The 25,975-nt window shown below is 67.7% G+C and carries 25 protein-coding genes and 1 tRNA gene; 14 read left to right on the top strand and 12 right to left on the bottom strand.

Features of this window, described 5'->3' with window-relative positions; all coding sequences use genetic code 11:
* Both ffh and bpln_RS02395 read left to right on the top strand, forming a co-directional pair.
* Positions 1 to 1,368 carry a signal recognition particle protein gene (ffh, locus tag bpln_RS02400; protein ID WP_042623799.1) on the top strand — a complete coding sequence of 456 codons (1,368 nt, stop codon included), beginning with the start codon at positions 1 to 3 and terminating at the stop codon, positions 1,366 to 1,368.
* A gap of 128 nt (positions 1,369 to 1,496) precedes the next feature.
* Entirely contained in the window at positions 1,497 to 2,048 is a 552-nt protein-coding gene (locus bpln_RS02395; protein ID WP_042623798.1) for a hypoxanthine-guanine phosphoribosyltransferase, read from the top strand.
* Positions 2,049 to 2,163: 115 nt separating this feature from the next.
* On the opposite strand, the gene bpln_RS02390 is transcribed toward bpln_RS02395, so the two are convergent.
* The gene (locus bpln_RS02390) at positions 2,164 to 2,766 is read right to left on the bottom strand and encodes a MarC family protein (RefSeq protein WP_042623797.1); all 603 of its coding nucleotides are present in this window, start codon (positions 2,764 to 2,766) and stop codon (positions 2,164 to 2,166) included.
* A gap of 102 nt (positions 2,767 to 2,868) precedes the next feature.
* Entirely contained in the window at positions 2,869 to 4,605 is a 1,737-nt protein-coding gene (locus bpln_RS02385; protein WP_055137999.1) for a proline--tRNA ligase, read from the bottom strand.
* Positions 4,606 to 4,825: 220 nt separating this feature from the next.
* Between bpln_RS02385 and bpln_RS02380 the strand changes: the two genes are divergently transcribed.
* Together bpln_RS02380 and bpln_RS02375 are read left to right on the top strand one after the other, a co-directional pair.
* The gene (locus tag bpln_RS02380; protein ID WP_042623795.1) at positions 4,826 to 5,458 is read left to right on the top strand and encodes an RNA pyrophosphohydrolase; all 633 of its coding nucleotides are present in this window, start codon (positions 4,826 to 4,828) and stop codon (positions 5,456 to 5,458) included.
* 81 nt (positions 5,459 to 5,539) lie between these two features.
* Entirely contained in the window at positions 5,540 to 6,109 is a 570-nt protein-coding gene (locus tag bpln_RS02375; protein ID WP_055137998.1) for a CNP1-like family protein, read from the top strand.
* Positions 6,110 to 6,208: 99 nt separating this feature from the next.
* On the opposite strand, the gene proB is transcribed toward bpln_RS02375, so the two are convergent.
* The 4 genes from proB to rplU all read right to left on the bottom strand — a co-directional run bounded on the left by proB (position 6,209) and on the right by rplU (position 9,420).
* A complete protein-coding gene (gene proB / locus bpln_RS02370; protein WP_055137997.1) occupies positions 6,209 to 7,327 on the bottom strand; it encodes a glutamate 5-kinase in 1,119 nt (372 codons plus the stop codon).
* Positions 7,328 to 7,521: 194 nt separating this feature from the next.
* Positions 7,522 to 8,643, bottom strand: a complete 1,122-nt coding sequence (cgtA, locus tag bpln_RS02365) for an Obg family GTPase CgtA (protein WP_055137996.1) — start codon at positions 8,641 to 8,643, stop codon at positions 7,522 to 7,524.
* A 177-nt stretch (positions 8,644 to 8,820) separates the two neighbouring features.
* Entirely contained in the window at positions 8,821 to 9,084 is a 264-nt protein-coding gene (rpmA, locus tag bpln_RS02360; protein WP_042623791.1) for a 50S ribosomal protein L27, read from the bottom strand.
* Between the two features lie 24 nt (positions 9,085 to 9,108).
* Positions 9,109 to 9,420 (bottom strand): 50S ribosomal protein L21, encoded by a 312-nt coding sequence (rplU, locus tag bpln_RS02355; protein ID WP_004194344.1) that lies wholly within the window; start codon positions 9,418 to 9,420, stop codon positions 9,109 to 9,111.
* 315 nt (positions 9,421 to 9,735) lie between these two features.
* On the opposite strand from rplU, the gene bpln_RS02350 reads away from it, so the two are divergent.
* The 9 genes from bpln_RS02350 (at position 9,736) to bpln_RS02310 (ending at position 17,584) form a co-directional block, all read left to right on the top strand.
* Positions 9,736 to 10,728, top strand: coding sequence for a polyprenyl synthetase family protein (locus bpln_RS02350; protein ID WP_055139426.1), 993 nt, complete (start codon positions 9,736 to 9,738; stop codon positions 10,726 to 10,728).
* A gap of 30 nt (positions 10,729 to 10,758) precedes the next feature.
* A tRNA-Pro gene (locus bpln_RS02345) sits at positions 10,759 to 10,835 on the top strand.
* Between the two features lie 152 nt (positions 10,836 to 10,987).
* On the top strand, positions 10,988 to 12,283 hold the full coding sequence (locus bpln_RS02340; RefSeq protein WP_042623790.1) for an HlyC/CorC family transporter: 1,296 nt from the start codon (positions 10,988 to 10,990) through the stop codon (positions 12,281 to 12,283).
* Between the two features lie 163 nt (positions 12,284 to 12,446).
* Complete coding sequence (locus tag bpln_RS02335) at positions 12,447 to 13,673, top strand: GspE/PulE family protein (protein ID WP_055137995.1); 1,227 nt, start codon at positions 12,447 to 12,449, stop codon at positions 13,671 to 13,673.
* Complete coding sequence (locus tag bpln_RS02330; protein ID WP_055137994.1) at positions 13,670 to 14,878, top strand: type II secretion system F family protein; 1,209 nt, start codon at positions 13,670 to 13,672, stop codon at positions 14,876 to 14,878. The genes bpln_RS02335 and bpln_RS02330 overlap by 4 nt, the downstream gene beginning before the upstream one ends.
* Before the next feature lie 52 nt (positions 14,879 to 14,930).
* On the top strand, positions 14,931 to 15,839 hold the full coding sequence (locus bpln_RS02325) for a prepilin peptidase (protein ID WP_055137993.1): 909 nt from the start codon (positions 14,931 to 14,933) through the stop codon (positions 15,837 to 15,839).
* A 4-nt stretch (positions 15,840 to 15,843) separates the two neighbouring features.
* The gene (gene coaE, locus bpln_RS02320) at positions 15,844 to 16,452 is read left to right on the top strand and encodes a dephospho-CoA kinase (protein WP_055137992.1); all 609 of its coding nucleotides are present in this window, start codon (positions 15,844 to 15,846) and stop codon (positions 16,450 to 16,452) included.
* Positions 16,453 to 16,601: 149 nt separating this feature from the next.
* Complete coding sequence (gene zapD, locus bpln_RS02315) at positions 16,602 to 17,357, top strand: cell division protein ZapD (protein ID WP_042623785.1); 756 nt, start codon at positions 16,602 to 16,604, stop codon at positions 17,355 to 17,357.
* Positions 17,358 to 17,365: 8 nt separating this feature from the next.
* Positions 17,366 to 17,584, top strand: a complete 219-nt coding sequence (locus bpln_RS02310) for a DNA gyrase inhibitor YacG (RefSeq protein ID WP_042623784.1) — start codon at positions 17,366 to 17,368, stop codon at positions 17,582 to 17,584.
* 67 nt (positions 17,585 to 17,651) lie between these two features.
* Here the strand turns inward: bpln_RS02310 and bpln_RS02305 are convergent, their stop codons facing one another.
* From bpln_RS02305 to secA, 4 genes are all read right to left on the bottom strand, one after another.
* Entirely contained in the window at positions 17,652 to 18,089 is a 438-nt protein-coding gene (locus bpln_RS02305; protein ID WP_055137991.1) for an NUDIX domain-containing protein, read from the bottom strand.
* On the bottom strand, positions 18,086 to 18,955 hold the full coding sequence (locus tag bpln_RS02300) for an ATP-binding protein (RefSeq protein ID WP_042623782.1): 870 nt from the start codon (positions 18,953 to 18,955) through the stop codon (positions 18,086 to 18,088). Before bpln_RS02300 ends, bpln_RS02305 begins: the two co-directional genes overlap by 4 nt.
* A gap of 65 nt (positions 18,956 to 19,020) precedes the next feature.
* On the bottom strand, positions 19,021 to 20,262 hold the full coding sequence (gene argJ / locus bpln_RS02295) for a bifunctional glutamate N-acetyltransferase/amino-acid acetyltransferase ArgJ (RefSeq protein WP_055137990.1): 1,242 nt from the start codon (positions 20,260 to 20,262) through the stop codon (positions 19,021 to 19,023).
* A 201-nt stretch (positions 20,263 to 20,463) separates the two neighbouring features.
* On the bottom strand, positions 20,464 to 23,253 hold the full coding sequence (gene secA / locus bpln_RS02290) for a preprotein translocase subunit SecA (protein WP_055137989.1): 2,790 nt from the start codon (positions 23,251 to 23,253) through the stop codon (positions 20,464 to 20,466).
* 360 nt (positions 23,254 to 23,613) lie between these two features.
* Between secA and bpln_RS02285 the strand changes: the two genes are divergently transcribed.
* A complete protein-coding gene (locus bpln_RS02285) occupies positions 23,614 to 24,123 on the top strand; it encodes a DciA family protein (protein WP_042623779.1) in 510 nt (169 codons plus the stop codon).
* A gap of 105 nt (positions 24,124 to 24,228) precedes the next feature.
* Here bpln_RS02285 and lpxC read toward each other — a convergent pair whose 3' ends face one another.
* Positions 24,229 to 25,146: a UDP-3-O-acyl-N-acetylglucosamine deacetylase gene (gene lpxC / locus bpln_RS02280; RefSeq protein ID WP_042623778.1), complete on the bottom strand. Its 918-nt coding sequence runs from the start codon at positions 25,144 to 25,146 to the stop codon at positions 24,229 to 24,231.
* Between the two features lie 253 nt (positions 25,147 to 25,399).
* Positions 25,400 to 25,906 carry a peroxiredoxin gene (locus bpln_RS02275; RefSeq protein ID WP_055137988.1) on the bottom strand — a complete coding sequence of 169 codons (507 nt, stop codon included), beginning with the start codon at positions 25,904 to 25,906 and terminating at the stop codon, positions 25,400 to 25,402.
* Between the last annotated feature and the right edge of the window lie 69 nt (positions 25,907 to 25,975).

The raw sequence follows: 25,975 nt of genomic DNA, 5'->3' as shown, positions 1-25,975 counted from the left end.
ATGCTCGACAATCTCACCCAACGGATGGCGCGCGTCGTCAAGACGCTGCGCGGCGAAGCCCGTCTCACCGAAGCCAACACGCAGGAAATGCTGCGCGAGGTCCGGCTTGCGCTGCTCGAAGCCGACGTCGCGCTGCCCGTGGTCCGCGAGTTCATCGCGAAGGTCAAGGAAAAGGCGCTCGGCGAGGAAGTGATCAGCTCGCTCTCGCCGGGTCAGGCGCTGGTCGGCGTGGTGCAGAAGGAGCTGACCGCCGTGATCGGCGGCGACTACGAAGGCAAGGCGGTCGAGCTGAACCTGGCCGTCACGCCGCCGGCGATCATCCTGATGGCGGGCCTGCAGGGCGCTGGCAAGACCACCACGGTCGGCAAGCTCGCGAAGCTGCTTCGCGAGAAGCAGAAGAAGAAGGTCCTGACGGTGTCGTGCGACGTCTACCGCCCCGCCGCGATCGCGCAGCTGAAAACGGTGAGCGAGCAGGTCGGCGCCGATTTCTTCCCGTCCACGCCGGACCAGAAGCCCGTCGAGATCGCGCGCGCCGCGCTCGACTGGGCCAGGCGCCACTACCATGACGTGCTGATCGTCGATACGGCCGGCCGGCTCGGCATCGACGAGGCGATGATGAACGAGATCGCCGAGCTGCACGCCGCGATCAATCCGGCCGAGACGCTGTTCGTGGTCGACGCGATGCTGGGCCAGGATGCCGTCAACACCGCGAAGGCGTTCAACGACGCGCTGCCGCTCACCGGCGTGGTACTGACCAAGCTCGACGGCGATTCGCGCGGCGGCGCGGCGCTGTCGGTGCGCAGCATCACCGGCAAGCCGATCAAGTTCGTCGGTGTGGCCGAGAAGCTCGACGGGCTCGAAGTGTTCCACCCGGACCGGATGGCCAACCGCATCCTCGGCATGGGCGACATCCTCGCGCTGGTCGAGGAAGCGCAGCGCGGCGTCGACGTGCAGGCCGCGCAGAAGCTCGCCGACAAGGTCAAGAAGGGCGGCGACTTCGACCTCAACGATTTCCGCGCGCAGATCTCGCAGATGAAAAACATGGGCGGCCTGTCGTCGCTGATGGACAAGCTGCCCGCGCAGTTCCAGCAGGCCGCCGCGGGCGCCGACATGGGCCACGCCGAGAAGCAGATCCGCCGCATGGAGGGCATCATCAACTCGATGACGCCGGCCGAGCGCGCCAAGCCCGATCTGATCAAGGCCACCCGCAAGCGCCGCATCGCGGCCGGCGCGGGCGTGCCGGTGCAGGAGGTCAACCGGATGCTGAACCAGTACGACCAGATGCGCACGATGATGAAGAAGCTCAAGGGCGGCAACATGCAGAAGATGATGCGCGGCCTCAAGGGCATGATGCCGGGCCTGCGTTAATTTTTCGACGCCCCACGCGGCGCGGTGCGCGGTATATCCTAATGGCGCATCGCCCCGCTCGTCGGGGCGCCCCGCCGCGAGTCAATCCGCCGCGGCTTTCGACTGATCCGGATCGCACGCCACCCCTCATGAATCGCGAAGAAGCCCTCCACATATTCCAGCATTCCGAACAGATCGTCTCCGCCGACGAGGTCAGCGCCTCGATCGGCCGGATGGCCTCGGCGATCCGCGACGAAATCGGCGAGGCGTTCCCGCTCGTGCTGTCGGTGATGGGCGGCGCGGCCGTGTTCACCGGCATGCTGCTGCCGCACCTCGACTTCCCGCTCGAGTTCGACTACATCCACCTGACGCGCTACCGCAACACCACCCAGGGCAGCCCCGAGATGCACTGGCGCGTGGCGCCGCGCGAGTCGGTCAAGGACCGCATCGTGATCGTGCTCGACGACATCCTCGACGAAGGCGAGACGATGGCCGCGATCCGCGACCGGATCCTCGACATGGGCGCCAAGCGCTTCCTGTCGGCCGTGCTCTGCGAGAAGACGCTCGCCAAGGCCAAGCCGCTGCACCCCGATTTCTGCGGGTTCTCGGTGCCGGATCGCTACGTGTTCGGCTGCGGGATGGACGCGAAGGGCTACTGGCGCAACCTGCCGACCATCCGCGCGCTGACGGCCGAGGCCTGAGCCTCGGGCCGGCCTGGCCCCTCGGGCGCCCCGGCGGCGCCCCAAAAGCAAAACGGCTCGCGTAGCGCTACGCGAGCCGTTTTTTCATGCGCCGGCCGGGCCGGCGTCCCGCAGCTTACAGCTGATGCGAGAACGCACGGATCCCCGCCAGGATCATCTCCACGGAGATCGCGACGAGCACAAGCCCCATCAGCCGCTCGAACGCCATCACCGTGCGCTCGCCGAGCCAGCTCTGGATCCGTCCCGCGAGCACCAGCACCGCCGCGCAGACCAGCATCGTGACCGTCAGCGCGCCGATCCACTCGACCGTCTTGCCCGGCGCCTGCGAGGTCAGCAGCATCACGGTGGCGAGCGCCGAGGGGCCGGCCAGCGCCGGGATCGCGAGCGGCACGATGAACGGCTCGCCGCCCGCGCGCGGATCGCTGCCGAACGCACCGTCCGGATGCGGGAAAATCATCCGCAGCGCGATCAGGAACAGCACGATCCCGCCGCCGATCCGCAACGACAGGTCGGTGAGGCTCATCATGCGCAGGAAGCGGTCGCCCACTACCATGAACACGAGCAGGATCACGAACGCAATCGCCACCTCGCGCAGGATCACGCGCACGCGCCGCTCGCCCGGCACATCGCGCAGCGCGGCGATGAACAGCGGGATGTTGCCGAGCGGATCGGTGATCAGCAGCAGCAGCACCGTGGCCGACACGAAGTTGTATTCCATCCGCTATCGGCCCTCCCTGCCCGTTCCGATTCCAATTCCGATTCCAATTCCGATTCCAATGCTGCCCGGCATCACACCGTCCCGCCCGCGTCTGTCACGGGCTCAGCGCGCGAGCGCCGCACGCACCGTCCCGATCACGGTCGTGGCCGCACCATCGGCCGGCAGCAGCGTGGCTTCGGTGTCGCGCCGGCCCTGGTACTCGATCTTGCCGTCCTTCAGGCCGCGCTCGCCGATCACGAGACGATGCGGCACGCCGATCAGCTCCCAGTCGGCGAACATCACGCCGGGGCGCTCGCCGCGATCGTCGAGGATCACGTCAATGCCGGCCGCCGACAGTTCCGCGTAAAGCTTGTCGGCCGCCTCGCGCACCAGTTCGCTGCGGTCGTAGCCCATCGGGCAGAGCACGACTTCGAACGGCGCGATCGCCTCGGGCCAGATGATGCCCTTGTCGTCGAAGTTCTGTTCGATCGCCGCGCCCAGGATCCGCGTCACGCCAATGCCGTAGCAGCCCATCTCCATCGGCTGCGGCTTGCCGCCCTCGTCGAGGAAGGTCGCGCTCAGCGCCTTCGAATACTTGGTGCCGAGCTGGAATACGTGGCCGACCTCGATGCCGCGGCAGATGTCGATCTCGCCCTTGCCGTCCGGCGACGGATCGCCCTTCTTCACGTTGCGCAGGTCGGCGACCACCGGCTCCGGCAGGTCGCGACCCCAGTTCACGCCGGCGATGTGGTAGTCGACCTCGTTCGCGCCGACCACGAAATCGCTCATGTTCGCGACCGTGCGATCGGCGATCACCTTGACCGGCTTCTTCGTGCCGACCGGGCCGAGGTAGCCCGGCGGCGTGCCGAACCATTCGACGATCTCGGCCTCGGTGGCCATCCGGTAGCCGGCCAGACCCGGCTGCTTGGCGGCCTTGATCTCGTTGAGATCGTGATCGCCGCGCAGCATCAGCAGCCAGATGGTCGGCTCGGCGCCTTCGTTCTCGGTGGCCAGGATGATCGACTTGATGGTGCGCTCGAGCGGGATGTTCAGCAGCTCGGCCACCGCCTCGCACTTCGCCTTGCCCGGCGTCGCCACTTTCGCCATCGCCTCGGCCGGTGCCGCGCGGCTCGCGATCAGCGGCAGCGCCTCGGCGGCCTCGACGTTGGCGGCGAAGTCGGAGGTCGGGCAGTAGGCGATCGCGTCCTCGCCGGTGTCGGCGATCACGTGGAACTCGTGCGAGCCGCTGCCGCCGATCGAGCCGTTGTCGGCCGCGACCGCGCGAAACTCGAGGCCGATGCGCGTGAACACGCGCACGTAGGCGTCGTACATCTTGCGGTACGACTCCTTGAGGCCGGCCTGATCCTTGTCGAACGAGTACGCGTCCTTCATGATGAATTCACGGCCGCGCATCACGCCGAAGCGCGGGCGAATCTCGTCGCGGAACTTGGTCTGGATCTGGTAGAAGTTCACCGGCATCTGACGGTAGCTCTTGATCTGGTTGCGCGCGATGTCGGTGACGACCTCCTCGTGCGTCGGCCCGATCACGAAGTCGTTGTCCTTGCGGTCCTTGAAGCGCAGCAGCTCCGGGCCGTACTGCTCCCAGCGCCCCGACTCCTGCCAGAGCTCGGCCGGCTGCACCGCCGGCATCAGCAGCTCGATCGCGCCGGCCCGGTTCATCTCCTCGCGCACGATCGCCTCGACCTTGCGGATCGAACGCAGGCCGATCGGCAGATAGTTGTAGATACCGCCGGCGATGCGGCGAATCATGCCGGCGCGCACCATCAGTTTGTGGCTGACGATCTCGGCGTCGGCGGGTGCTTCCTTCAGGGTGCCGATAAAGAAACGGGAGGCTTTCATGCGGACAGTTCCAGAAACGGCGGCCCAATCCGGGCCGCCAGAAAAAAGCGAAAAGTAATGGAAAGCTGCGAGCAAGACGAGGCTGCGCCGCAGATGACGTAGCAGACGAATCGGGGACAGTGTAGCCGACGCACCTCGCCGAGATTCGGCCCATTGCGGTGCGCGGCGCCCGTTATCTGTTTATAATCAAAGCAATTTTAAAGGATTCGAAGGTGGTTGTATGCTGGATCGTGAAGGCTTTCGCCCGAACGTCGGCATCATCCTGCTGAACGCGCGCAATGAGGTGTTTTGGGGCAAACGGCTTCGTGAGCATTCCTGGCAATTCCCGCAAGGGGGCATCAAGTATGGTGAGACCCCGATGCAGGCGATGTTCCGGGAGTTGCACGAGGAAACCGGTCTGTTGCCGGAGCACGTCAAGATCATCGGTCGCACGCGCGACTGGTTGCGTTACGAGGTGCCTGACAAGTTCATCAAGCGCGAGGTCCGCGGGCATTATCGCGGACAGAAGCAGATCTGGTTTCTGCTGCGGATGGTCGGACGCGATTGCGACATTTGCTTGCGCGCAACCGACCACCCGGAGTTCGACGCCTGGCGCTGGAACGAGTATTGGGTGCCGCTCGACGCGGTGATCGAGTTCAAGCGGGATGTCTATCAGTTGGCGTTGACGGAGTTGTCGCGTTTCCTGCGCCGGCCGGCGCAGCGGCCCGACAACAAGATGCGGGTGGCGCGACCGACGCGTTATCCTCGCGTGATCGGCGTCCAGCCGGTCGATCCGTCGCAGATCTGTTCGGAGGTCGAGCCGGGCGCGAGCCCGTTCGATGAAGCACCGGGCGGCTTCCTGTTGCGCGACTGATATCCGGCCGACCGGGTAGGTAAAATCAGGCATGTCCGGGCGCGGCAGCGTTTGCCGCGCCCTTTTTTCGAGGTGTGCAATTTGAAATCGTTCGCTTTTGCCGCGGCGTCGCTTGCCGCGGTTGCCACACTCGCCGGCTGCGCCCATTCGAAGTCGCCCAGCCAGCCGTCCAACAAGGACGACAGCGCGTTCGTCTATCTGCTCGACCGCCAGCCGACCTGGCACGAGAACACCGTCGATACCCTGCCGCCGCTGCCGCAGCCCTCGAACCTGCTGTCGTTCGAGGTCTCGCAGAACTCGCCGCTCAAGTTCTTCGTCGACGAGAAGTCGATCGCCGTCGGCAGTGACGGCATCGTGCGCTACACCTCGGTGATCACGAGCCCGGCCGGCGCGCGCAACGTGATCTACGAAGGGATCCGCTGCGACACCTACGAATGGCGCCAGTACGCGGCGCTGAACGCCGATCACGACGGCTGGGACCGCACCGTCGCAACCGACTGGCAGCGCATCGAGAACGGCAACCTGAACGCGTACCACGCGGCGCTCTATCAGGATTACTTCTGCGCGAACAAGATGCCCGCCGCGAAGACCGGCACGATCATCGACAACCTGCGCGCCCATCGCACGATCCTGAACCAGCAGGTGCGCTGACGCGTCGGCGCCCCGGCGCTTCCCATCGTCAGGAAAACGAAAAGCCCGCGAACGCGGGCTTTTTGTCGTGACGGCGCGTGCCGCGTGCCGTGGGCTGCGTCAGATCAGCACGAGATTGTCGCGATGGATCAGCTCCGGCTCGAGCATGTAGCCGAGCACGGTCTCGATCTCGCCGCTCGGCTTGCGCTGAATCAGCCGGGTCTCGGCGCTGCTGTAGTTCGTGAGGCCCCGCGCGACCTCGCGTCCCGCGTCGTCCACGCAGGCGATCACCTCGCCGCGCGCGAATACGCCCTGCACCGCGACGATGCCGATCGGCAGCAGGCTCTTGCCGCCGGCCGTCAGCTTCTCGACCGCGCCGGCGTCGATGACGACGTGGCCGCGCACCTGCAGGTGATCGGCCATCCACTGTTTGCGCGCGGCCATCCGCGCGGTGCGGGCGATCAGTTGCGTACCAATCGCTTCGCCGTGCGCGAGCCGCACCAGCACTTCGGCCTCGCGCCCGCTCGCGATCACCGTGTTCGCGCCGCTGTGCGCGGCGCGCTTGGCGGCGAGGATCTTGGTCAGCATGCCGCCGCGGCCGAGGCTCGAGCCGGCCCCGCCCGCCATCGCCTCGAGTTCGGGCGCGCCGGCATCGGCCTCGCGCACCATCGTGGCGGCCGGATCCTTGCGCGGATCGGCGGTGAAGAGGCCGGTCTGGTCGGTCAGGATCACGAGCGCGTCGCCTTCGATCAGGTTCGCGACGAGCGCGCCGAGCGTGTCGTTGTCGCCGAACTTGATTTCGTCGGTGACGACCGTGTCGTTCTCGTTGATGATCGGCACCACGCCAAGGCGCAGCAGCGTGAGCAGCGTCGAGCGCGCGTTCAGGTAGCGTTCGCGGTCCGCCAGGTCGGCGTGCGTGAGCAGGATCTGCGCGGTGCGGATGCCGTGCTCGGCGAAGCGGCTCTCGTAGACCTGCGCGAGCCCCATCTGGCCGACCGCGGCGGCGGCCTGCAGCTCGTCGATCTCGCGTGGCCGCTTGCTCCAGCCGAGCCGCTGCATGCCCTCGGCGATCGCGCCGGAGCTGACCAGTACGACCTCCTTGCCGGCGTCGCGCAGCGCCGCGATCTGCGCGGCCCAACGGCCGATTGCCGCATGATCGAGCCCGCGCCCGTCGTTGGTGACGAGGCTGGAACCCACCTTCACAACCAATCGCTTCGAATCGGCGATGATCGAACGCATCGTGCGCGAACTCCTGTCAATGCGGCGCAAGAAAATCGGGGCGCGGCGAACGCTAGCGCGCCGCGCGGCATGCGGACCAGCGCCGATGCGGGCGCGTCGGCACGACGACCGGTGCGAGCGCCGGGTCCGATATCGCGCCGGCCGGCCTGCTTACTGGTCCATTTACCGGTTCAACCACCGGTTCCGAGGCTGGCTTAGCTGCCGGCTTCGGGCTCCGGCGGCGTCTCGCCGGCACTGGGCGCGGGCGTGTCGCGGAAACGCACGTCGGCGGCCAGATCCTCGGCCTCGGAAGCACGGTGCGCGTCCGAATGCTCGGCGAGGTAGTCGTAGACGGCATAAACAAGGTTCTCGCAGCCCTGCCCTGTCAGCGCGGAAATCTCGAACACCGGGCCGTCCCAGCCGAAGCGGCTGACGAAATCGGCGACGCGCGCGGCGCGCTCGTCCTCCGGCACCATGTCGAGCTTGTTCAGTACGAGCCAGCGCGGCTTCCGGTACAGCGATTCGTCGTACTTGCGCAGTTCGCCGACGATTGCCGTCGCTTCCGCCACCGGATCGACGCCTTCGTCGAACGGCGCCAGATCGACCAGATGCAGCAGCACGCCGGTGCGCTGCAGGTGACGCAGGAACTGGTGGCCAAGACCCGCGCCTTCGGCCGCGCCCTCGATCAGGCCTGGAATGTCGGCGATCACGAAGCTCTTGCTCGGCCCGACGCGTACCACGCCGAGGTTCGGCGCGAGCGTCGTGAACGGGTAGTCGGCGATCTTCGGCTTCGCGTTCGACACTGACGAGATGAAGGTGGACTTGCCCGCGTTCGGCATGCCGAGCAGGCCGACGTCGGCCAGCACCTTGAGCTCGAGCCGCACCATGCGGCGCTCGCCGGGCTTGCCTTCGGTCTTCTGGCGCGGCGCGCGGTTCGTGCTCGACTTGAAGTGCAGGTTGCCGAGGCCGCCCGCGCCGCCCTGCGCGACGAGCACCTTCTGCTCGTGCTCGGTCAGGTCGGCGATCAACTCGCCCGTGTCCATGTCGGTGATGATGGTACCGACCGGCATACGCAGCGTGATATCGTCGCCGCCCTTGCCGTAGCAGTCGGAACCGCGGCCGTTCTCGCCGTTGCGCGCCAGGTGTTTCTTCGCGTACCGATAGTCGATCAGCGTGTTGATGTTGCGATCCGCGACCGCGTAGACGCTGCCGCCCCGGCCGCCGTCGCCGCCGTCCGGCCCGCCGAACGGAACGAACTTCTCGCGGCGCATCGACGCGCTGCCATCGCCTCCGTCACCGGCGATGACCTCGATTCGCGCTTCGTCAATGAACTTCATCCGTCAAGCTCCGCCTGAATTGAACCAATATTGTGCCGCGTGGCGCCGCGCTTGACCAATCGGCCGTTCGGCCGGGTTGCCGCGGTCGGACCGACCCGGCGCGCGACGACGCGCAAAAGAAAAGGCCCCGCGTCGCCGCGGGGCCTTTCCGGCTATGCAGCCCGTGCCTGTGCGAACTTACGCGGCGGCCGGAACGACGATAACCGTGTGCTTCTTCGCTGCGCCCTTCGTTGCGAACTTGACGTGGCCGTCGATCAGCGCGAACAGCGTGTGGTCCTTGCCGATGCCGACGTTCTCGCCCGGGTGCATGCGCGTGCCGCGTTGACGGACGATGATGCCGCCGGCGTTGATCGCCTGGCCGCCGTACACCTTCACGCCGAGGCGCTTCGACTCGGAGTCGCGGCCGTTGCGGGAAGACCCGCCTGCCTTTTTGTGTGCCATTTGATAGCTCCTTGACCGGTGCGCTTACGCGTTGATCGCGTCGATGCGCAGTTCGGTGTAGTTCTGGCGGTGGCCGCCGTGCTTTTGGTAGTGCTTCCGGCGACGCATCTTGAAGATGGTGACCTTGGCATGACGACCGTGCGACACAACGGTAGCCTTGACGGAAGCCCCACTGACCAGCGGCGTACCGAACTGAATCGATTCGCCTTCGCCCACTGCGAGAACCTGGTCGAGCGTGATTTCTGCGTCAATGTCTGCCGGTATCTGTTCTACTTTCAGTTTTTCGCCGACGGCAACCTTGTACTGCTTGCCACCGGTTTTTATGACCGCGTACATTGCAAACCTCACTCTAGATCTGTTTTCTCCATGCACCACGCACGGAAAACGCGTGATTATACAGAGAGTTAGCTTGCCGGTCAAAGCCTATTGACGAAACGCGTTCGCGGCACGGCCGCGCACGATACGACCCCGCCAGCGGGCAGGCGGGGCAGGCGATCCGCCTTGATCCACGCCCCAGCCGCATGGCCATACGGCCGCGTGACGCCGGGCGCGCATCACGCGCGCCCGGTCAAAACCGCCCATCCGCCAAGCTTCGGCCCGGCGCGGCGTCGAATCGCCTTATAATCCCGCGCACTACCCAATTCCATGATCATGTCGTCCACTGCCTCCCCTTCCCTCAGCGCCGCGCAACTGCTGGCTCCGATCGCCGACGATATGGAGCAGATCAACCGCGTCATCCGGCAGAGCCTGTCGTCCGACGTGCTGCTGATCAACCAGATTGCCGAATACATCATCGGCGCGGGCGGCAAGCGGCTGCGGCCGGCGCTGCTGCTGCTCGTCGCGGGCGCGCTCGGCGACGCGTCGAGCCACCGGCACACGCTGGCGGCCGTCGTCGAGTTCATCCACACCGCCACGCTGCTGCACGACGACGTGGTCGACGAATCGGAGCTGCGCCGCGGCCGCAAGACCGCCAACGCGCTGTTCGGCAACGCGGCCAGCGTGCTAGTCGGCGACTATCTTTATTCTCGCTCGTTCGAGATGATGGTCGGCGTCGGCAAGATGCGCGTGATGGAGATCCTCTCGGAAGCCACCACGATCATCTCCGAGGGCGAGGTGCTGCAGTTGCTGAACATGCATGACGCCGACGTCGACGAGTCGCGCTACATGCAGGTGATCCGCTACAAGACGGCCAAGCTGTTCGAGGCGTCGGCGCGCCTGGGCGCCGTGCTCGCCGGCGCCGATGCGAGCATCGAGGCCGCCGCCGCCGAATACGGACGCCGCATCGGCACCGCGTTCCAGATCATGGACGACTGGCTCGACTACGCGGGCACCGCCGAATCGATGGGCAAGAACGCCGGCGACGACCTGCGCGAGGGCAAGCCGACGCTGCCGCTGATCCACCTGCTCGAACACGGCACGCCGGAACAGCGAACGCTCGCGCGCGAGGCAATCGAACAGGGCGGCACCGACCGCTTCGACACGATCTTCGACGCGATCACGCGTTCGGGCGCGCTCGATCACACGCTCGAATGCGCGCGTCAGGAAGCGCAGGCCGCCGCCGATGCAATTTTTTCGTTCCCCTCTTCCATTTTCAAAAACTCGCTGCTAAAATTATGTTCTTACTCGATGACACGAAAGTCTTGAACGAGACAGAAGTGGCAAAAGAGTCCAAATCGGGGTGTAGCTTAGCCTGGTAGAGCGCTACGTTCGGGACGTAGAGGCCGGAGGTTCGAATCCTCTCACCCCGACCAGATTTGTAAAAACCGCGCACACGTTGCGCGGTTTTTTTTGCTCAGCAGAGATTTGCCGGCCGCCAGATCCCGACACCCGGGCGTGTGCCGGGTGCCGCGTCACCCTCTGCTATAGTCACCCTCATTGCCGACCCTCACCGATCCCGATCCGCGTGGACCACATTCCCTTATGGGCGCAGATCTGCGCCGTCTTCGTCCTGCTTCTCTGCTCCAGCTTCTTCTCCATCTCTGAAACAGCCATGATGGCGCTCAACCGCCATCGGCTCAAACTGCTCGCGAGCAAGAACGCGCTCGGCGCGAAAACCACGCAGCGCCTGCTGGCGCGCACCGACCAGTTGCTCAGCGTGATCCTGATCGGCAACAACCTGTTCAACACGATCATCCCGGTGCTGACAACCTCGATCGCGCTGCGCACGTTCGGCCACGACAACCTGGTGCTGTCGATCGCCACCGGGATCGTCGCGTTCCTGATCATCGTGTTCGCCGAGATCACGCCGAAGATCGTCGGCGCGACCTACCCCGAGCGCATCGCGCTGCCGGCCAGCCTCGTGATCGCACCGCTGATGCGCGCCATGAAGCCGGTGGTGTGGTTCGTGAACCAGCTCGCGAACGGCATCCTGCGCCTGCTGCGCATCAACACGAAGGGCGCGCGCGACCAGCGGCTCTCGCCCGAGGAACTGCGCTCGATCGTGCTCGAATCGGGCAGCTTCATGCCGACCAAGCACCGCAGCATCCTGCTGAACCTGTTCGATCTCGAGAACATCACCGTCGACGACGTGATGGTCCCGCGCCGCCAGATCGAGTCGCTGAACTTCGACGCGCCGCTCGACGAGATCCTGCATCAGCTCGAGACCTGCTATCACAACCGGCTGATCGTCTATCAGGGCGACATCGACCGCGTGCTCGGCGTGCTGCACGTGCGCAAGACGCTGACCGCGCTGCACAACCAGGAGTTCGACCGCGACACGCTGCGCGGGCTGCTCGCCGAACCGTACTACGTGCCGTCCGGCACCGCGGTATTCCAGCAGCTCCAGTATTTCCAGGAGAGCCGCCAGCGCACCGCGTTGATCGTCAACGAATACGGCGAGCTCGAAGGGCTCGTCACGCCCGAGGACATCATCGAGGAACTGATCGGCGAATTCACGACCTCGACGCCGCGCAGTGGCGGCTCGCGCGGCGGCTGGAACACGAACGGCGAATGCATCGTCGCCGGCAGCATGCCGCTGCGCGAGCTGAACCGCTGGCTGAACCTGAGCCTGCCGACCACCGGGCCGAAGACGCTCAACGGGCTCATCCTCGAAGTGCTCGAGGAAATCCCCGACGGCGACGTCTGCATGAAGATCGGCGACGTGATGCTCGAGGTCATGCGCAGCGACGATCAGGCCGTGCGCACCGTCAAGCTCTTCAAGCCGCGCGCGCCGCGCGGCGTGCGCGGGCTGCTGCGCTGACGGCACGGCCGGCGTCGAGCTTCCGCATCCGACGTTCGACGCCGGCCGCTCCCCGCCCCTGCCCCGACCTCGCGCGTTAGCCGTTCGGCCGACTGCCGGCCACCGCGCGCCGGCGCGATGATCACCGCATCGTGATCAACAGGCGGCCGCGAGGCCGGTCGAAGTGTCCACGCCCTCCACATCCTTTTCCTCCGAAGCAGGCCGGCCCGCGCCGGCCGGCGACGCGCCGGTGGTCGCGCTCGTCAACGAGATCCTGAACGAGGCCGCGCGACGCGACGCGTCCGACATCCACATCGAAGCGGCCGAACGCGACTGGCGCGTGCGGCTGCGCATCGACGGCGCGCTGCATCCGTTCGCGGCACCGCCCGCGCATCTGCGCGACGGCGTGGTCACGCGCCTGAAGGTGCTGGCGCGGATGGACATCGCCGAGCGCCGCGTCCCGCAGGACGGCCGGCTGCGGATCGCGCTCGGCCGCGGCGTGACCGGCGACTACCGGGTCAGCTCGCTGCCCACGCTGCACGGCGAGAAGCTCGTGCTGCGGCGCCTCGATACGCTGCCGGCCGACCTGTCGCTGCCGGCGCTCGGCTTCGATGCGCGCCAGGCCGAGGCCCTGGAGGCGGCGATCGCAGCGCCGCACGGGCTCGTGCTCGTCACCGGCCCGACCGGCAGCGGCAAGACGATAACGCTCTACTGCTGCCTGCAACGGCTCAATCTGGCCTCGCGCAATCTCTGCACGATCGAGGATCCGGCCGAGCTGCAGCTCGACGGGCTCAACCAGGTCAACGTGCGCGACAAGGCCGGGCTCACGTTCGCGGTCGCGCTGCGCGCGTTTCTGCGACAGGATCCGGACGTGATCATGGTCGGCGAGATCCGCGACGCCGAAACGGCTGACGTCGCGCTCAAGGCCGCCCAGACCGGCCACCTCGTGCTCTCGACGCTGCACACCAACGATGCACCGGGCGCGATCGCGCGCCTGCTCGACATTGGCGTGGCGCCGTACCACGTCGCGTCCGCGCTGCGCGTCGTCACCGCGCAGCGGCTCGTCAGGCGGCTCTGCGCCGCGTGCCGGCGGCCGTCGTCCGTGCCGGCCGTGCGCCTTGCCGCCGGCGGGCTTGACGCCGCCGCGCTCGGCGCCGGCTGGCGTCCGTTCGCCGCCGTCGGCTGCGAGGCGTGCCACGGCATCGGCTATCGCGGCCGGATCGGCGTGCATCAAGTGATGACGGTGTCGGACGCGTTGCGCGAGCGGATCGTCGGTCGCGCCGGCAGCCTCGCGCTCGCGCGGCAGGCGCGCGAGGACGGCATGCGCACGCTGCGCGACGCGGCGCTCGAACGCGTGTACGACGGCACGACGAGCCTCGACGAGGCGCTCGCGATCACGGACGCCGCATGAGCGCGCCGCCCGCCGCCGACCGGCGGTTCCGCTGGGCCGGGCTCGCGCGGGACGGCGCGCAGCGGCGCGGCACGCTGATCGCCGTCGACGCGGCCGCGGCGCGCCGGGCGTTGCGCCGGAACGGCATCACGGTGCTGGCGCTCGACGACGGCGGGCCGGCACGCGCCCCGGCCGCCCGCGCGCGCGACGTCACGCGCTTCACGCATCAGTTGGGCGGCCTGCTGCGCGCCGGCCTGCCGCTCGCACCGGCGCTCGAACTGCTGGCCGACGCGGGCGGCCGGCGCGACGTGCCGCGCATCGCCGCCGGGCTGGCCCGCGCGATCGGCGCGGGGCGGCAACTGTCGGAAGCAATGCGCCAGTATCCACGGCAATTCGATCCGATGTTCCGCCAACTGGTGGCGGTCGGCGAGGCATCGGGTGCGCTCGCGCCGCTGCTCGCGCGCGTCGCCGAGGATCGCGAGCGCGGCGCCGCGCAGCGCGCCCGGGTGCGGTCTGCGCTGGCCTATCCGCTCGCGGTGCTGGCCTTCTCGCTCGCGATCAGCGCGGCGCTGCTGGTGTGGGTCGTGCCGACCTTCGCGCAGATCTTCGACGGCTTCGGCGCGAAGCTGCCGGCGCCGACCCGCTTCGTGCTCGCGCTGTCCGGCACGGCCGCGCGAGCCGGGCCGCCCGTGACAATCGCGGCCACCGCCGCCGGATTGACGCTGGCGGCACTGCTGCGCCGCTCGCCCGCGCTGCGCCTCGCCGTCGCGCGCACGACGCTGCGGCTGCCGCTGGTCGGCCCGTTGTTGCGCACGCTGGCCGCCGCGCGCTGGAGCCGCACGCTCGGCACGCTGCTGCGCGCAGGCACGCCGCTCGCCGACGCGTTCGATTCGCTCGCGCAGGCCACCGGCAACCCGGTATTCGATCGCGCGACGGCCACGATCGCCGCCCGGCTGCTGCGCGGCGAGCGGCTCGCGCAAGCGATGCGCGCGGCCGTCTGCTTCCCGGACGAGGTGGTGGAGCCGGTGGCGGTGGCCGAGGAATCGGGCACGCTCGACGCGATGCTGGTCGACATCGCGACGCTCTGCGAGCGGCAGGTCGACGAGCGGATCGGCCTGCTGACGAGCCTCTGCGAGCCGCTCGTCGTGATCGTGCTCGGCGCGCTGGTGGGCGGGCTCGTGGTGGCGATGTACCTGCCGATCGTTCAGCTCGGCAACGTGGTGTAGGATCGCTCCCGGTTGCCGCGCTTCGCTTTTGCCCTTTTCCCGTCCGGTTTCGATGATCTCGTCTTTCGCCCTGCCCGATCCGCCGCTCGCGTTCGCCGCGTTCGCCGCGTTCGCCGCGTTGCCGCCCGCCGTCCGCTACCTGTTCGCGGCCGTGATCGGGCTCGTCGTCGGCAGTTTCCTGAACGTGGTGGGGCACCGGCTGCCGGTGATGATGCAGCGCGCCTGGCAGGCGGAACTCGCCGAGGCGGCCGGCACCGACCCGACGCCCGACGACGGGCTGCCGGCGCGCTACGACCTGTCCGTGCCGCGCAGCGCCTGCCCGCACTGTGGCCACGTGCTGCGCGCCTGGGAAAACGTGCCGGTGTTCAGCTATCTGGCGCTGCGCGGCCGCTGCAGCCAGTGCAGCGCGCCGATCGGCCTCCGCTATCCGCTCGTCGAGCTCGTCTCGGGCGCGCTCGCGGTCGCCTCGCTCGCGGTGTTCGGCCCGGTGCCGGCCGCGCTCGCCGCGTTCGGCCTCTGCGCGATGCTGGTCGCGATGAGCCTGATCGACATCAAGACCGGCTACCTGCCCGATTCGATGACGCTGCCACTGCTGTGGGCCGGCCTCGTCGTCAATCTGTGGGGCAGCTTCGTCGACCTGCGCGAGGCCGTGATCGGCGCGATCGCCGGCTATCTGTTCCTCTGGTGCGTGTTCTGGCTGTTCAAGTGGCTGCGCGGCATCGAGGGCATCGGCTACGGCGACCTGAAGCTGCTTGCCGCGCTCGGCGCCTGGCTCGGCTGGATCGCGCTGCCGCAGATCGTGCTGATCGCGGCGCTGAGCGGCGCGCTGGTGGGACTCGTCGCGATGTGGCGCGGCCGGATGCGTTTCGAGGAGCCGCTGCCGTTCGGACCGTTTCTCGCGCTCGGCGGCATCGCGACGCTGCTCTACGGCACGCCGTTCTATCTGGCGATCGGAGGCTGATTCCATGCTTTCGATCGGCTTGACGGGCGGCATCGGCAGCGGCAAGACCACCATCGCGAACCGCTTCGGCGAGCGCGGCGCGAGCCTCGTCGACACCGACGCGATCGCGCACCGCGTGACCGCGCCCGGCGGCACGGCGATGCCGGCGATCGCGGCGGAGTTCGGCGCCGCGTTCGTGGCCGCCGACGGCTCGCTCGACCGTGCGCGCATGCGCGAGCTCGTGTTCGCCGACAACGACGCGCGGCGCCGCCTCGAGGCGATCACGCATCCGCTGATCCGCGCGGAAACCGAGCGCGAGGCCTCGCTCGCGCGCGGTGCCTACCTGATCTTCGTGGTGCCGCTGCTGGTCGAATCGGGCACCTGGCGCGCGCGCGTCGATCGCGTGCTGGTGGTGGACTGCGAGCTCGAGACGCAGATCGTCCGCGTCATGCGGCGCAACGGCTTCACCCGCGCGCAGGTGGAGGCGATCATCGCGCGGCAGGCCACGCGCGCGGCGCGGCTGGCCGCCGCCGACGACGTGATCGTCAACGAGGCCGCGCCCGACGCGATGCTCGAGGCCCGCATCGACGCGCTGCACGCACGCTATCTCGCGCTCGCCGCATCGAAATCCTGAAGGTGGGCCGTCCCGGCCTGCGGCCGCGCCGAGCAAGCCGCGCGCCCGGGCCGCCGGTGGCAAAAAAGGCGCGATTGCGACGCCTGAGCGTGGGCATTAGAATGTTCGGCAATTCCGGTCCTTTGTCACAACGCCCGAGGCGAGCGCGCTTGATCCTTTACGAGTATCCGTTCAACGAACGCATCCGCACGTTGCTGCGCCTCGAAGATTTGTTCGAGCGCCTGACGTTCTTTCTGGCTCAGGAAGATCCGAGGGAGCATCACGTCGCGCTGACGACGCTGTTCGAGATCGCGGAAGTCGCGGGCCGGGCGGACCTGAAGTCGGATCTGATGAAGGAACTGGAACGCCAGCGGCAGACGCTCGCGCCGTTTCGCGGCAATCCGGGCATCGAGCAGAACGCGCTCGAGGCCGTGCTCGGCGAGATCGAGCAGACGCTCGGCCACCTCGGGCAGATGCAGGGCAAGACCGGCCAGCACCTGACCGACAACGAATGGCTCGGCAGCATCCGCAGCCGCGCGGTGATTCCAGGCGGCACCTGCAAGTTCGACCTGCCGTCCTACTACGCGTGGCAGCAGTGGCCCGCCGAGCAGCGGCGCCAGGACATCACGAAATGGGCGATGCCGCTGCTGCCGCTGCGCGACGCGGCCACCATCGTGCTGCGCCTCGCGCGCGAATCGGGCCAGGCCTCGAAGGTGATGGCGATGCAGGGCAGCTACCAGCAGATGCTGTCCGGGCGTACCTATCAGCTGATGCAGGTGCGCGTGCCGCCCGAACTCCACGTGATCCCCGAAGCGAGCGCCAACAAGTACATGCTGTGGGTGCGCTTCACCGCCCAGGACGGCGACGTGCGGCCCCGCGCGGTCGATATCGACGTGCCGTTCCAGCTGACGCTCTGTAATCTCTGAATATCGCCGTGACTCTCGTCGTCAAATGCCCGGCTTGCGCGAAGGACGTGTCCTGGACGCCGGAAAGCCCGTTCCGCCCGTTCTGCTCGGCCCGCTGCAAGCAGATGGACCTCGGCGCCTGGGCCGCCGAGCGCTACCGGATCGGCGGCACCGACGACGAACCGTCGGACGATGCCGCGGACGGCGAGCCGGACGGCCGCTCGGGCCGCTCCAGCCACCACGACTGACCTCCTGTTTCCGGATCGGCGGAAAAGCCTGCCGGACTGACGCCCGGGCGAACCGCCCTCGGCGTGCCTATGCCTGCGCTTCGCGCGCGAGCAGGTCGAGCACCGGCAGCGCGGCCGGCAGCAGCGGCGCGACGTCTACCGGCAGCGACTGCCAGACGAACGCCTGCCCTTCGCGGCTATGCGGCTCGCCGTCCCAACCCGTGACCTTGCAGAAGAACAGTCGCACGTACGCGTGCGGATAGTCGTGTTCGAGCGTATGCCAGCGCTGACAGGCCGTGACCGAGATCCCGAGCTCCTCGTGCAGTTCGCGCGCGAGTGCCGCCTCCACGCTCTCGCCCGCCTCGAGCTTGCCGCCCGGGAATTCCCAGTAACCCTCGTAGGGCTTGCCGGCCGGCCGCTGCGCGAGCAGATAGCGGCCGTCGGGCTGCACCAGCACGCCGACCGCGACCTCGGTGACCTTGCGCGGCGCGGCACCGCCCGCGCTGGCGTCGGTGGCCGCGCTCATGCCGGCTCCTGGCGGCCGGAGCGGTCGCGCGCGAACTGCCAGGCCACGCGCCCCGAGCGCGAGCCGCGTTCGAGCGCCCAAACCAGCGCGTCGCCGCGCGCCGCCTCGACCTGCGCGTCGTCGCAGCCGAAATGGCGCAGCCAGTGCGCGACGATCGTCAGGTAATCGTCCTGCTTGAACGGATAGAAGCTGACCCACAGGCCGAAGCGCTCGGACAGCGAGATCTTCTCCTCGACCACCTCGCCCGGATGGATTTCGCCGTCCGGCAGGTGCTTGTACGACTCGTTGTCGCTCATGTATTCGGGCAGCAGGTGCCGGCGATTCGAGGTCGCGTAGATCAGCACGTTGTCCGACTGCGCCGAAATCGAGCCGTCGAGCGCGACCTTCAGCGCCTTGTAGCCCGATTCGCCGTCCTCGAACGAGAGGTCGTCGCAGAACACGATGAAGCGCTCGGGGCGTGCCGAAATCAGTTCGACGATGTCGCCGAGATCGTGCAGATCGTCCTTGTCCACCTCGATCAGCCGCAGCCCCTCGGCCGCGTAGGCGTTCAGGCAGGCCTTGATCAGCGAGGACTTGCCGGTGCCGCGCGCGCCCGTCAGCAGCACGTTGTTGGCCGGCCGCTTCTGTACGAACTGGCGCGTGTTCTGTTCGATCAGCGCCTTCTGGCGGTCGATGTTCTGGAGGTCGGCGAGCGCGATCGGCGACACGGCCGGCACCGCCTGCAGATAACCGCGGCCCTGGCGCTTGCGCCAGCGAAACGCGTTCGCCGCGCTCCAGTCGACGTCGGCCGGGGCCGGCGGCAGCAGCGCTTCGAAGCGGCCGATCAGCGCTTCGGCGCGGTCGAGAAACTGTTCGAGCTTGTCCATCTGGGAATCCGGTAGTTCGATGATCGTGGCGGCGCGAGCGCGCCGCCGCTTGGCGTGCGGCCGGCTTACGACCGGTAGTCGGCGTTGATGCTCACGTACTCGTGCGACAGATCGCAGGTCCAGATCGTCGCGCTCGCGTCGCCGCGACCGAGCAGCACGCGGATCGTGATCTCGCTCTGCTTCATCACGCGCTGGCCGTCGGCTTCCTGGTAGTCGGGGTTGCGGCCACCCGCCTTTGCGACCAGCACGTCGTCGAGATAGAGGTCGATCCTGCCGACTTCGAGATCGGCGATGCCGGCATAGCCGATCGCCGCGAGAATCCGCCCGAGGTTGGGGTCCGACGCGTAGAACGCGGTCTTCACGAGTGGCGAATGGCCGATCGCGTAGGCGATCTGCCGGCATTCGGCCACGTCGCGGCCGCCCTCGACCTGCACCGTCATGAACTTCGTGGCGCCCTCGCCGTCGCGCACGATCAGCTGCGAGAGCGTCTGCGCGACCTCGGTCACGGCCTCGCGCAGCGCCGCGTAGGCGGGCGAGTCGGTAGAAGTGACGGCCGGCAGGCTCGACTTGCCCGAGGCGATCAGGATGAAGGAGTCGTTGGTCGAGGTGTCGCCGTCGATCGTGATGCAGTTGAACGAGCGGTTCGCCACGTCCTTCACGAGCTGGTCGAGCACCGGCTGGGCGACGGCCGCGTCGAACGCGAGGAAGCCGAGCATGGTCGCCATGTTCGGCTTGATCATGCCGGCACCCTTGCTGATGCCGGTCAGCGTGACCGTATGGCCGTCGATCGCCACCTGCCGCGAGGCCGCCTTCGGCAGCGTGTCGGTGGTCATGATCGCCTGCGCGGCGTCGTACCAGTTCGCGGCCGCGCGATTCGCGAGCGCGGCGGGCAGGCCGGCTTTCAGGCGATCGACAGGCAGCGGTTCGAGGATCACGCCGGTCGAGAACGGCAGCACCTGCGAAGGCGCGAAGCCGGTCAGGCGCGCGAGTTCGGCGCAGGTCTCGCGGGTCGCGGCGAGGCCCGGCTCGCCCGTGCCGGCGTTGGCGTTGCCGGTGTTCACGACCAGTGCGCGGATCGCCGGCGCGCCGGTGCGCACGCCCGCCAGATGCTCGCGACAGACGATCACCGGCGCCGCGCAGAAGCGGTTCTCGGTGAACACGCCGGCCACCGTCGCCCCCTCCTCCACGGAGATGACGAGCACGTCCTTGCGGTTCGGCTTGCGGATGCTGGCTTCCGCCCAGCCGAGCGTGACGCCGGCGACGGGATGCAGTTGCGCGGGATCGATCGAGGGGAAATTGACAGCCATGGGGACACCTGCCGAAAGGAAAATGCCGGCCGCGGCCGGCATCGGTGAATGAGAACGAAGCGGCGGCGCGCATCGATGCGGGCCGCCGCGGATTCATGTCACGTCATGCTGCGCCGGAGCGTGCGACAGCGGCATGACGCATGGCAAGCGCAACGACGGCGCCGGGCGGATGGATCGCATGCCGCGCCGGCGCCGCCGGGATCAGCTCAGCTTGCCGTGGCAGTGCTTGTACTTCTTGCCGCTGCCGCACGGGCACGGATCGTTGCGCCCGACGCGCGGCACGTCGCCCGCCAGTTCGCCGCCCGCACCCGCCGCCATCGCGCTGCCGACCATCTCGGCCGTGGCCACCGTCGCCACTGCGGCGCCGGTGTCGGAGAAATCGGCATGACGCAGTTCGACGTTCTCGACCAACTGGCCGCCCGATTCCTCGATCTGCTCGGCGACTTCCTCGAGCTGTTCCGGCGACTGAATCTGCACGTTCATGACGATCCGCGTGACTTCCTGCTTGGTCGCCTCGAGCATCGCCGCAAACAGTTCGAACGCCTCGCGCTTGTACTCCTGCTTCGGATTCTTCTGCGCGTAGCCGCGCAGGTGGATGCCTTGGCGCAGATGGTCGAGCGCGGCCAGATGCTCGCGCCAGAGGCGGTCGAGCGTCTGCAGCATGATCGAGCGCTCGAACGAGCTGAACGCCTCGCGGCCGACCAGCGCGACCTTCGCCTCGTAGTGCTCGTCGGCGGCCGTCGTCACGGCTTCGAGGATTTCATCGACGTTGATCGACTGCGATTCGTTGACCATCTCCTGGACCGCGAGATCGAGGCCCCAGTCGTTGCGCAGCGCTTCCTCGAGCTCGGGCAGGTCCCATTGCTCCTCGATGCTGCCCTGCGGCACGTACTGGTGGACGATCTCGGTGATCACGCCATGGCGCATCGCGCCGATGGTCTCGGCGATGTCGTTCGCCTCGAGCAGCTCGTTGCGCTGCTGGTAGATCACCTTGCGCTGATCGTTCGACACGTCGTCGTATTCGAGCAGCTGCTTGCGGATGTCGAAGTTGCGCGCCTCGACCTTGCGCTGCGCCGATTCGATCGAGCGCGTCACGATGCCGGCCTCGATCGCCTCGCCTTCGGGCATCTTCAGGCGGTCCATGATGGCGCGCACGCGGTCGCCGGCGAAGATGCGCAGCAGCGGATCGTCGAGCGACAGGTAGAAGCGCGACGAACCCGGATCGCCCTGGCGGCCCGCACGGCCGCGCAGCTGGTTGTCGATACGGCGCGACTCGTGGCGCTCGGTGCCGATGATGTGCAGGCCGCCCGCGGCCTTCACCTGCTCGTGCAGCGTTTCCCACTCGTCGTGCAGTTGCTGGATGCGCGCGACCTTTTCCTCGGCCGGGATCGCGTCGTCGGCCTCGATGAACGACGCCTGCTTCTCGACGTTGCCGCCGAGCACGATGTCAGTGCCGCGGCCCGCCATGTTGGTGGCGATCGTGATCCGCTTCGGGCGCCCCGCCTCGGCGACGATCGCCGCTTCGCGCGCGTGCTGCTTCGCGTTCAGCACCTCGTGCGGCAGCCCGGCCTGCTTGAGCAGGTGCGAGAGCAACTCCGAGTTCTCGATCGAGGTGGTACCGACCAGCACGGGCTGGCCGCGCTCGTAGCAGTCGCGGATGTCGCGGATCACCGCGTCGTAGCGCTCCTTCGCACTCTTGTAGATCTGGTCCTGCTTGTCGATCCGCTTCGGCGGGCGGTTGGTCGGGATCACGACCGTCTCGAGGCCGTAGATCTCGTTGAACTCGTAGGCTTCGGTGTCGGCCGTGCCGGTCATGCCCGACAGCTTCGCGTACATCCGGAAGTAGTTCTGGAACGTGATCGAGGCGAGCGTCTGGTTCTCGCTCTGGATCTTCGCGTGCTCCTTCGCCTCGACCGCCTGGTGCAGGCCGTCTGACCAGCGCCGGCCCGCCATCAGGCGGCCCGTGAACTCGTCGACGATCACCACCTCGCCGTTCTGCACCACGTAGTGCTGGTCGAGATGGAACAGCGTGTGGGCGCGCAGCGCCGCGTACACGTGGTGCATCAGCGTGATGTTCTGCGGCGCATAGAGGCTTTCGCCCTCGCCGATCAGGCCCCACTCGGCGAGCAGTCGCTCGGCCTTCTCGTGGCCCGACTCGGTGAGGAACACCTGGCGCCCCTTCTCGTCGAGCGTGTAGTCGCCCGGCTTCTCGACGCCGGTGCCGTCGGCCTTCTCCTCGCCGATCTGACGCTCGAGCAGCGGCGGCAGCGCGTTCATGCGCACGTATAGTTCGGTGTGGTCCTCGGCCTGGCCCGAGATGATCAGCGGCGTGCGCGCCTCGTCGATCAGGATCGAGTCCACTTCGTCGACGATCGAGAAGTTCAGCGCGCGCTGCACGCGTGCCTCGGTCTCGTAGACCATGTTGTCGCGCAGGTAGTCGAAGCCGAACTCGTTGTTGGTGCCGTAGGTGATGTCGGCGCCGTAGGCTTCGTGCTTCTGCTCGTGCTCCATGCCGGACAGGTTGATGCCGACCGACAGCCCGAGGAAGTTGTAGAGGCGGCCCATCCACTCGGCATCGCGCTGCGCGAGATAGTCGTTGACGGTCACGACGTGGACGCCGCGGCCCGACAGTGCGTTCAGGTAGGCGGCCAGCGTCGCGACGAGCGTCTTGCCTTCGCCGGTGCGCATTTCGGCGATCTTGCCGTAATGCAGCACCATGCCCCCGATCAACTGCGTATCGAAATGGCGCATCTTCAGCACGCGCCGGCTCGCCTCGCGACAGACCGCGAACGCCTCCGGCAGCAGCTTGTCGAGCGACTCGCCGGCCGCGACGCGCTGGCGGAATTCACCCGTCTTGCCGCGCAACTGGTCGTCCGTCAACTGCTCGATCTGCGGCTCGAGCGCATTGATCGCCGCGACGGTCTTTTGGTATTGCTTGACGAGCCGCTGATTGCGGCTGCCAAAAATCTTCTGGAGAAAACCGGTTGTCATCGATCGGGTCTGCGTCGCAGCAACGGCCCCGGAGCGGATGACACCTACCCCGGCGCGCCGAGCCTTGGCGGCTTAGCGTATGAGTGAATTCAAACGAAGAATTTTAGCACGCGCATTTGCACGCGCCGGTATCGCGCCGGCCCCCGCTTCGCGCCCGGCAAAGGCGCGCCGAATGCGCCGCCGCGACAACCGATATGCGGCCGGAACGACGCCGCATCAAGGCCGTGCGGGAAATCCCGCGCGGGGGGCCGATCGCCCTCCGTCGATCCGGCCCCGGCCACCCGGCCGTCAGCATGCCTCGCGCAGGTTACAATCCGTCCATCGCCATCGCTGCTGCCCCACGAAAATCCGCGCCGCTTCATGAATCGCCCGCCCAGGTCCGCCAAGTCGTCCGCCTACGCATCCGCCCGTGCGGCTGGCTACTCGCGCCCGCAGGTGGCGGCCGACGTGCTCAAGCGCACCGACGCGTTCGCCGCGCTGCGCGCCGGCGTCGAGCAGGTCGCCTCGCTGCAGCGCGATCTGCGCGCGCTGCTGCCCGACTATCTCGCCAATCACGTCGAACCCGGCTCGATCAAGGACGGCGGCCTGACGCTGTTCGCGGCGCACAACGCGCTGGCCGCGCGGCTGCGGCAGGTGGCGCCGCGCCTCGTCGCCGACCTGCAGGCGCGCGGCTGGCACGTCGCGACGCTGAAGGTACGGGTGCGCCCGCAGGATGCGCCGGAGCCGCTGCGGATCAAGCAGGCGCGCATGACGCCCGCGGGCACCGAGGCGCTGCGCGAGCTGGCCGAGGCGCTGGCGCCGTCGCCGCTGCAGGACGCGCTGGCACGCATGGCCGAGCGGCATGCGAAGAAACCGAAGCCGACGCGCTGAGGGGCTCGCCCCTCGATGCGGGTCCCCCATGCGAAAAAGGCAGCCGGATGGCTGCCTTCTTTCATTGTGCCGGGGCCGACGCGTGCCGCCCCGCCCGACGCCCGCTTACGCGAACGCCGTCTGCGCGTCGAAGCCGAAACCGCGCGGCGCGGCCTTCAAATCCTCGAACGTGACCATCTCGTAGGCGTCCTCGTGCGCGAGCAGTTCGCGCAGCAAGGCGTTGTTGAGGCCGTGGCCCGACTTGTAGGCGGTGTACGACGCGAGCAGCGGATGGCCCACCACGTACAGATCGCCGATCGCGTCGAGCATCTTGTGCTTCACGAACTCGTCGTCGTAGCGCAGGCCGTCGTTGTTGAGGATGCGGTACTCGTCGAGCACGATCGCGTTGTCCATGCTGCCGCCGCGCGCCAGGCCCAGCTCGCGCATCATTTCGACCTCGTGGGCGAAGCCGAAGGTGCGCGCGCGTGCGATCTCGCGCACGTAGGACGTATTGGCGAAATCGACCTCGAGTTCCTGACCCGTCTTGTCGACGGCCGGATGGCGGAAATCGATCGTGAACTTGAGCTTGAAGCCGAAATACGGATCGAGCCGGGCGAACTTGTCGCCGTCGCGAATCTCGACCGGGCGCGTCACCTTGATGAAACGCTTCGGCGCGTTCTGCTCCTCGATGCCGGCCGACTGGATCAGGAAGACGAACGACGAGGCGCTACCGTCCATGATCGGGATTTCCTCGGCGGTCACGTCGACGTAGAGATTGTCGACGCCGAGGCCGGCGCAGGCCGACATCAGGTGCTCGACCGTCGAGACACGCGCGCCGTCCTTCTGCAGCACCGACGCGAGGCGCGTGTCGCCGATCGCCATCGCGTTGGCCGGAATCTCGACCGGGGCCGGCAAATCGACGCGCGTGAAGACGATCCCCGTACCCGGCGCGGCCGGGCGAAGCGTCAGTTCGACCTTGCGGCCCGAGTGCAGGCCGATGCCGACGGTCTTCACGATCGATTTGATGGTTCGCTGCTTCAACATGATGTCTTGATTCTTGATTGACGTTATCAATCAGGACTTTTATTCGATAGGCGAGAGTATAGCGCAAAACCGGTAGCGACGTTGGACCGATTGTCGTATCAACTGTTTCTACGCGTTACCCGAGAAAGCGGTATCGGCATCTAGAAAGACGGGCCGACGTCCGGAATGGAGGCGTTTCCGGATGTCGGCCCGTATAGCGGCACCTTGTCTCGCCATGGCGCGTTGCGGCAGCGCAACGGCCACGGCGGCACGCTCAGCGCGTGAGCGCCGCCAGGATGCTTGCCGCGTCGCTGACTTCGAACTTGCCCGGTGCCTCGACCGCCAGCGTCTTGACCACGCCGTCGTCGACCACCATCGCGTAGCGCTGGGAACGGATCCCCATGCCGCGCGCGGACAAATCCTGCGTAAGTCCCAGTGCCTGAGTCAATGCAGCGCTGCCGTCCGCGATCATGCGCACCTTGCCCGCGGTGTGCAGATCCCGTCCCCAGGCGCCCATCACGAATGCGTCGTTGACGGACACGCACCAGATCTCGTCGACGCCGGCCGCGCGCAGCGGCTCGGCCAGCTCGACGTAGCCCGGCACGTGCCTGGCCGAACAGGTCGGCGTGAACGCGCCCGGCAATCCGAAGATCACCACGCGCTTGCCCGCCGTCTGTTCACGCACGCCGAGCGCATTCGGCCCGAGCGTGCAACCCTCGCGCGCTTCGTCGACGAACTCGAAGACTTGTGCGTCGGGCAGCGTATCGCCTGCTTGAATCATGCCTGGTCCTTCAATGCGATGCGGTTGCGGGTTTCGCAACGGAAAACAGGCCCCGTCCCGCTCCGCCGA

The sequence above is a fragment of the Burkholderia plantarii genome, assembly GCF_001411805.1.
Lineage (GTDB): Bacteria > Pseudomonadota > Gammaproteobacteria > Burkholderiales > Burkholderiaceae > Burkholderia > Burkholderia plantarii.
The sequence above is the reverse complement of the archived record's forward strand: the minus strand, read 5'-3'. Positions and strand labels throughout refer to the sequence as shown.

Coding starts and splice junctions, on each gene's coding strand:
- cgtA (WP_055137996.1), bottom strand. CDS start 8,643: ATGAAGTTCATTGACGAAGCGCGAATCGAGGTCATCGCCGGTGACGGA.
- rpmA (WP_042623791.1), bottom strand. CDS start 9,084: ATGGCACACAAAAAGGCAGGCGGGTCTTCCCGCAACGGCCGCGACTCC.
- bpln_RS02300 (WP_042623782.1), bottom strand. CDS start 18,955: ATGGACAAGCTCGAACAGTTTCTCGACCGCGCCGAAGCGCTGATCGGC.
- bpln_RS02285 (WP_042623779.1), top strand. CDS start 23,614: ATGAATCGCCCGCCCAGGTCCGCCAAGTCGTCCGCCTACGCATCCGCC.
- bpln_RS02350 (WP_055139426.1), top strand. CDS start 9,736: ATGTCGTCCACTGCCTCCCCTTCCCTCAGCGCCGCGCAACTGCTGGCT.
- bpln_RS02325 (WP_055137993.1), top strand. CDS start 14,931: ATGATCTCGTCTTTCGCCCTGCCCGATCCGCCGCTCGCGTTCGCCGCG.
- bpln_RS02330 (WP_055137994.1), top strand. CDS start 13,670: ATGAGCGCGCCGCCCGCCGCCGACCGGCGGTTCCGCTGGGCCGGGCTC.
- lpxC (WP_042623778.1), bottom strand. CDS start 25,146: ATGTTGAAGCAGCGAACCATCAAATCGATCGTGAAGACCGTCGGCATC.
- bpln_RS02275 (WP_055137988.1), bottom strand. CDS start 25,906: ATGATTCAAGCAGGCGATACGCTGCCCGACGCACAAGTCTTCGAGTTC.
- argJ (WP_055137990.1), bottom strand. CDS start 20,262: ATGGCTGTCAATTTCCCCTCGATCGATCCCGCGCAACTGCATCCCGTC.
- coaE (WP_055137992.1), top strand. CDS start 15,844: ATGCTTTCGATCGGCTTGACGGGCGGCATCGGCAGCGGCAAGACCACC.
- bpln_RS02395 (WP_042623798.1), top strand. CDS start 1,497: ATGAATCGCGAAGAAGCCCTCCACATATTCCAGCATTCCGAACAGATC.
- ffh (WP_042623799.1), top strand. CDS start 1: ATGCTCGACAATCTCACCCAACGGATGGCGCGCGTCGTCAAGACGCTG.
- proB (WP_055137997.1), bottom strand. CDS start 7,327: ATGCGTTCGATCATCGCCGATTCGAAGCGATTGGTTGTGAAGGTGGGT.
- bpln_RS02305 (WP_055137991.1), bottom strand. CDS start 18,089: ATGAGCGCGGCCACCGACGCCAGCGCGGGCGGTGCCGCGCCGCGCAAG.
- secA (WP_055137989.1), bottom strand. CDS start 23,253: ATGACAACCGGTTTTCTCCAGAAGATTTTTGGCAGCCGCAATCAGCGG.
- bpln_RS02385 (WP_055137999.1), bottom strand. CDS start 4,605: ATGAAAGCCTCCCGTTTCTTTATCGGCACCCTGAAGGAAGCACCCGCC.
- bpln_RS02380 (WP_042623795.1), top strand. CDS start 4,826: ATGCTGGATCGTGAAGGCTTTCGCCCGAACGTCGGCATCATCCTGCTG.
- rplU (WP_004194344.1), bottom strand. CDS start 9,420: ATGTACGCGGTCATAAAAACCGGTGGCAAGCAGTACAAGGTTGCCGTC.
- bpln_RS02390 (WP_042623797.1), bottom strand. CDS start 2,766: ATGGAATACAACTTCGTGTCGGCCACGGTGCTGCTGCTGCTGATCACC.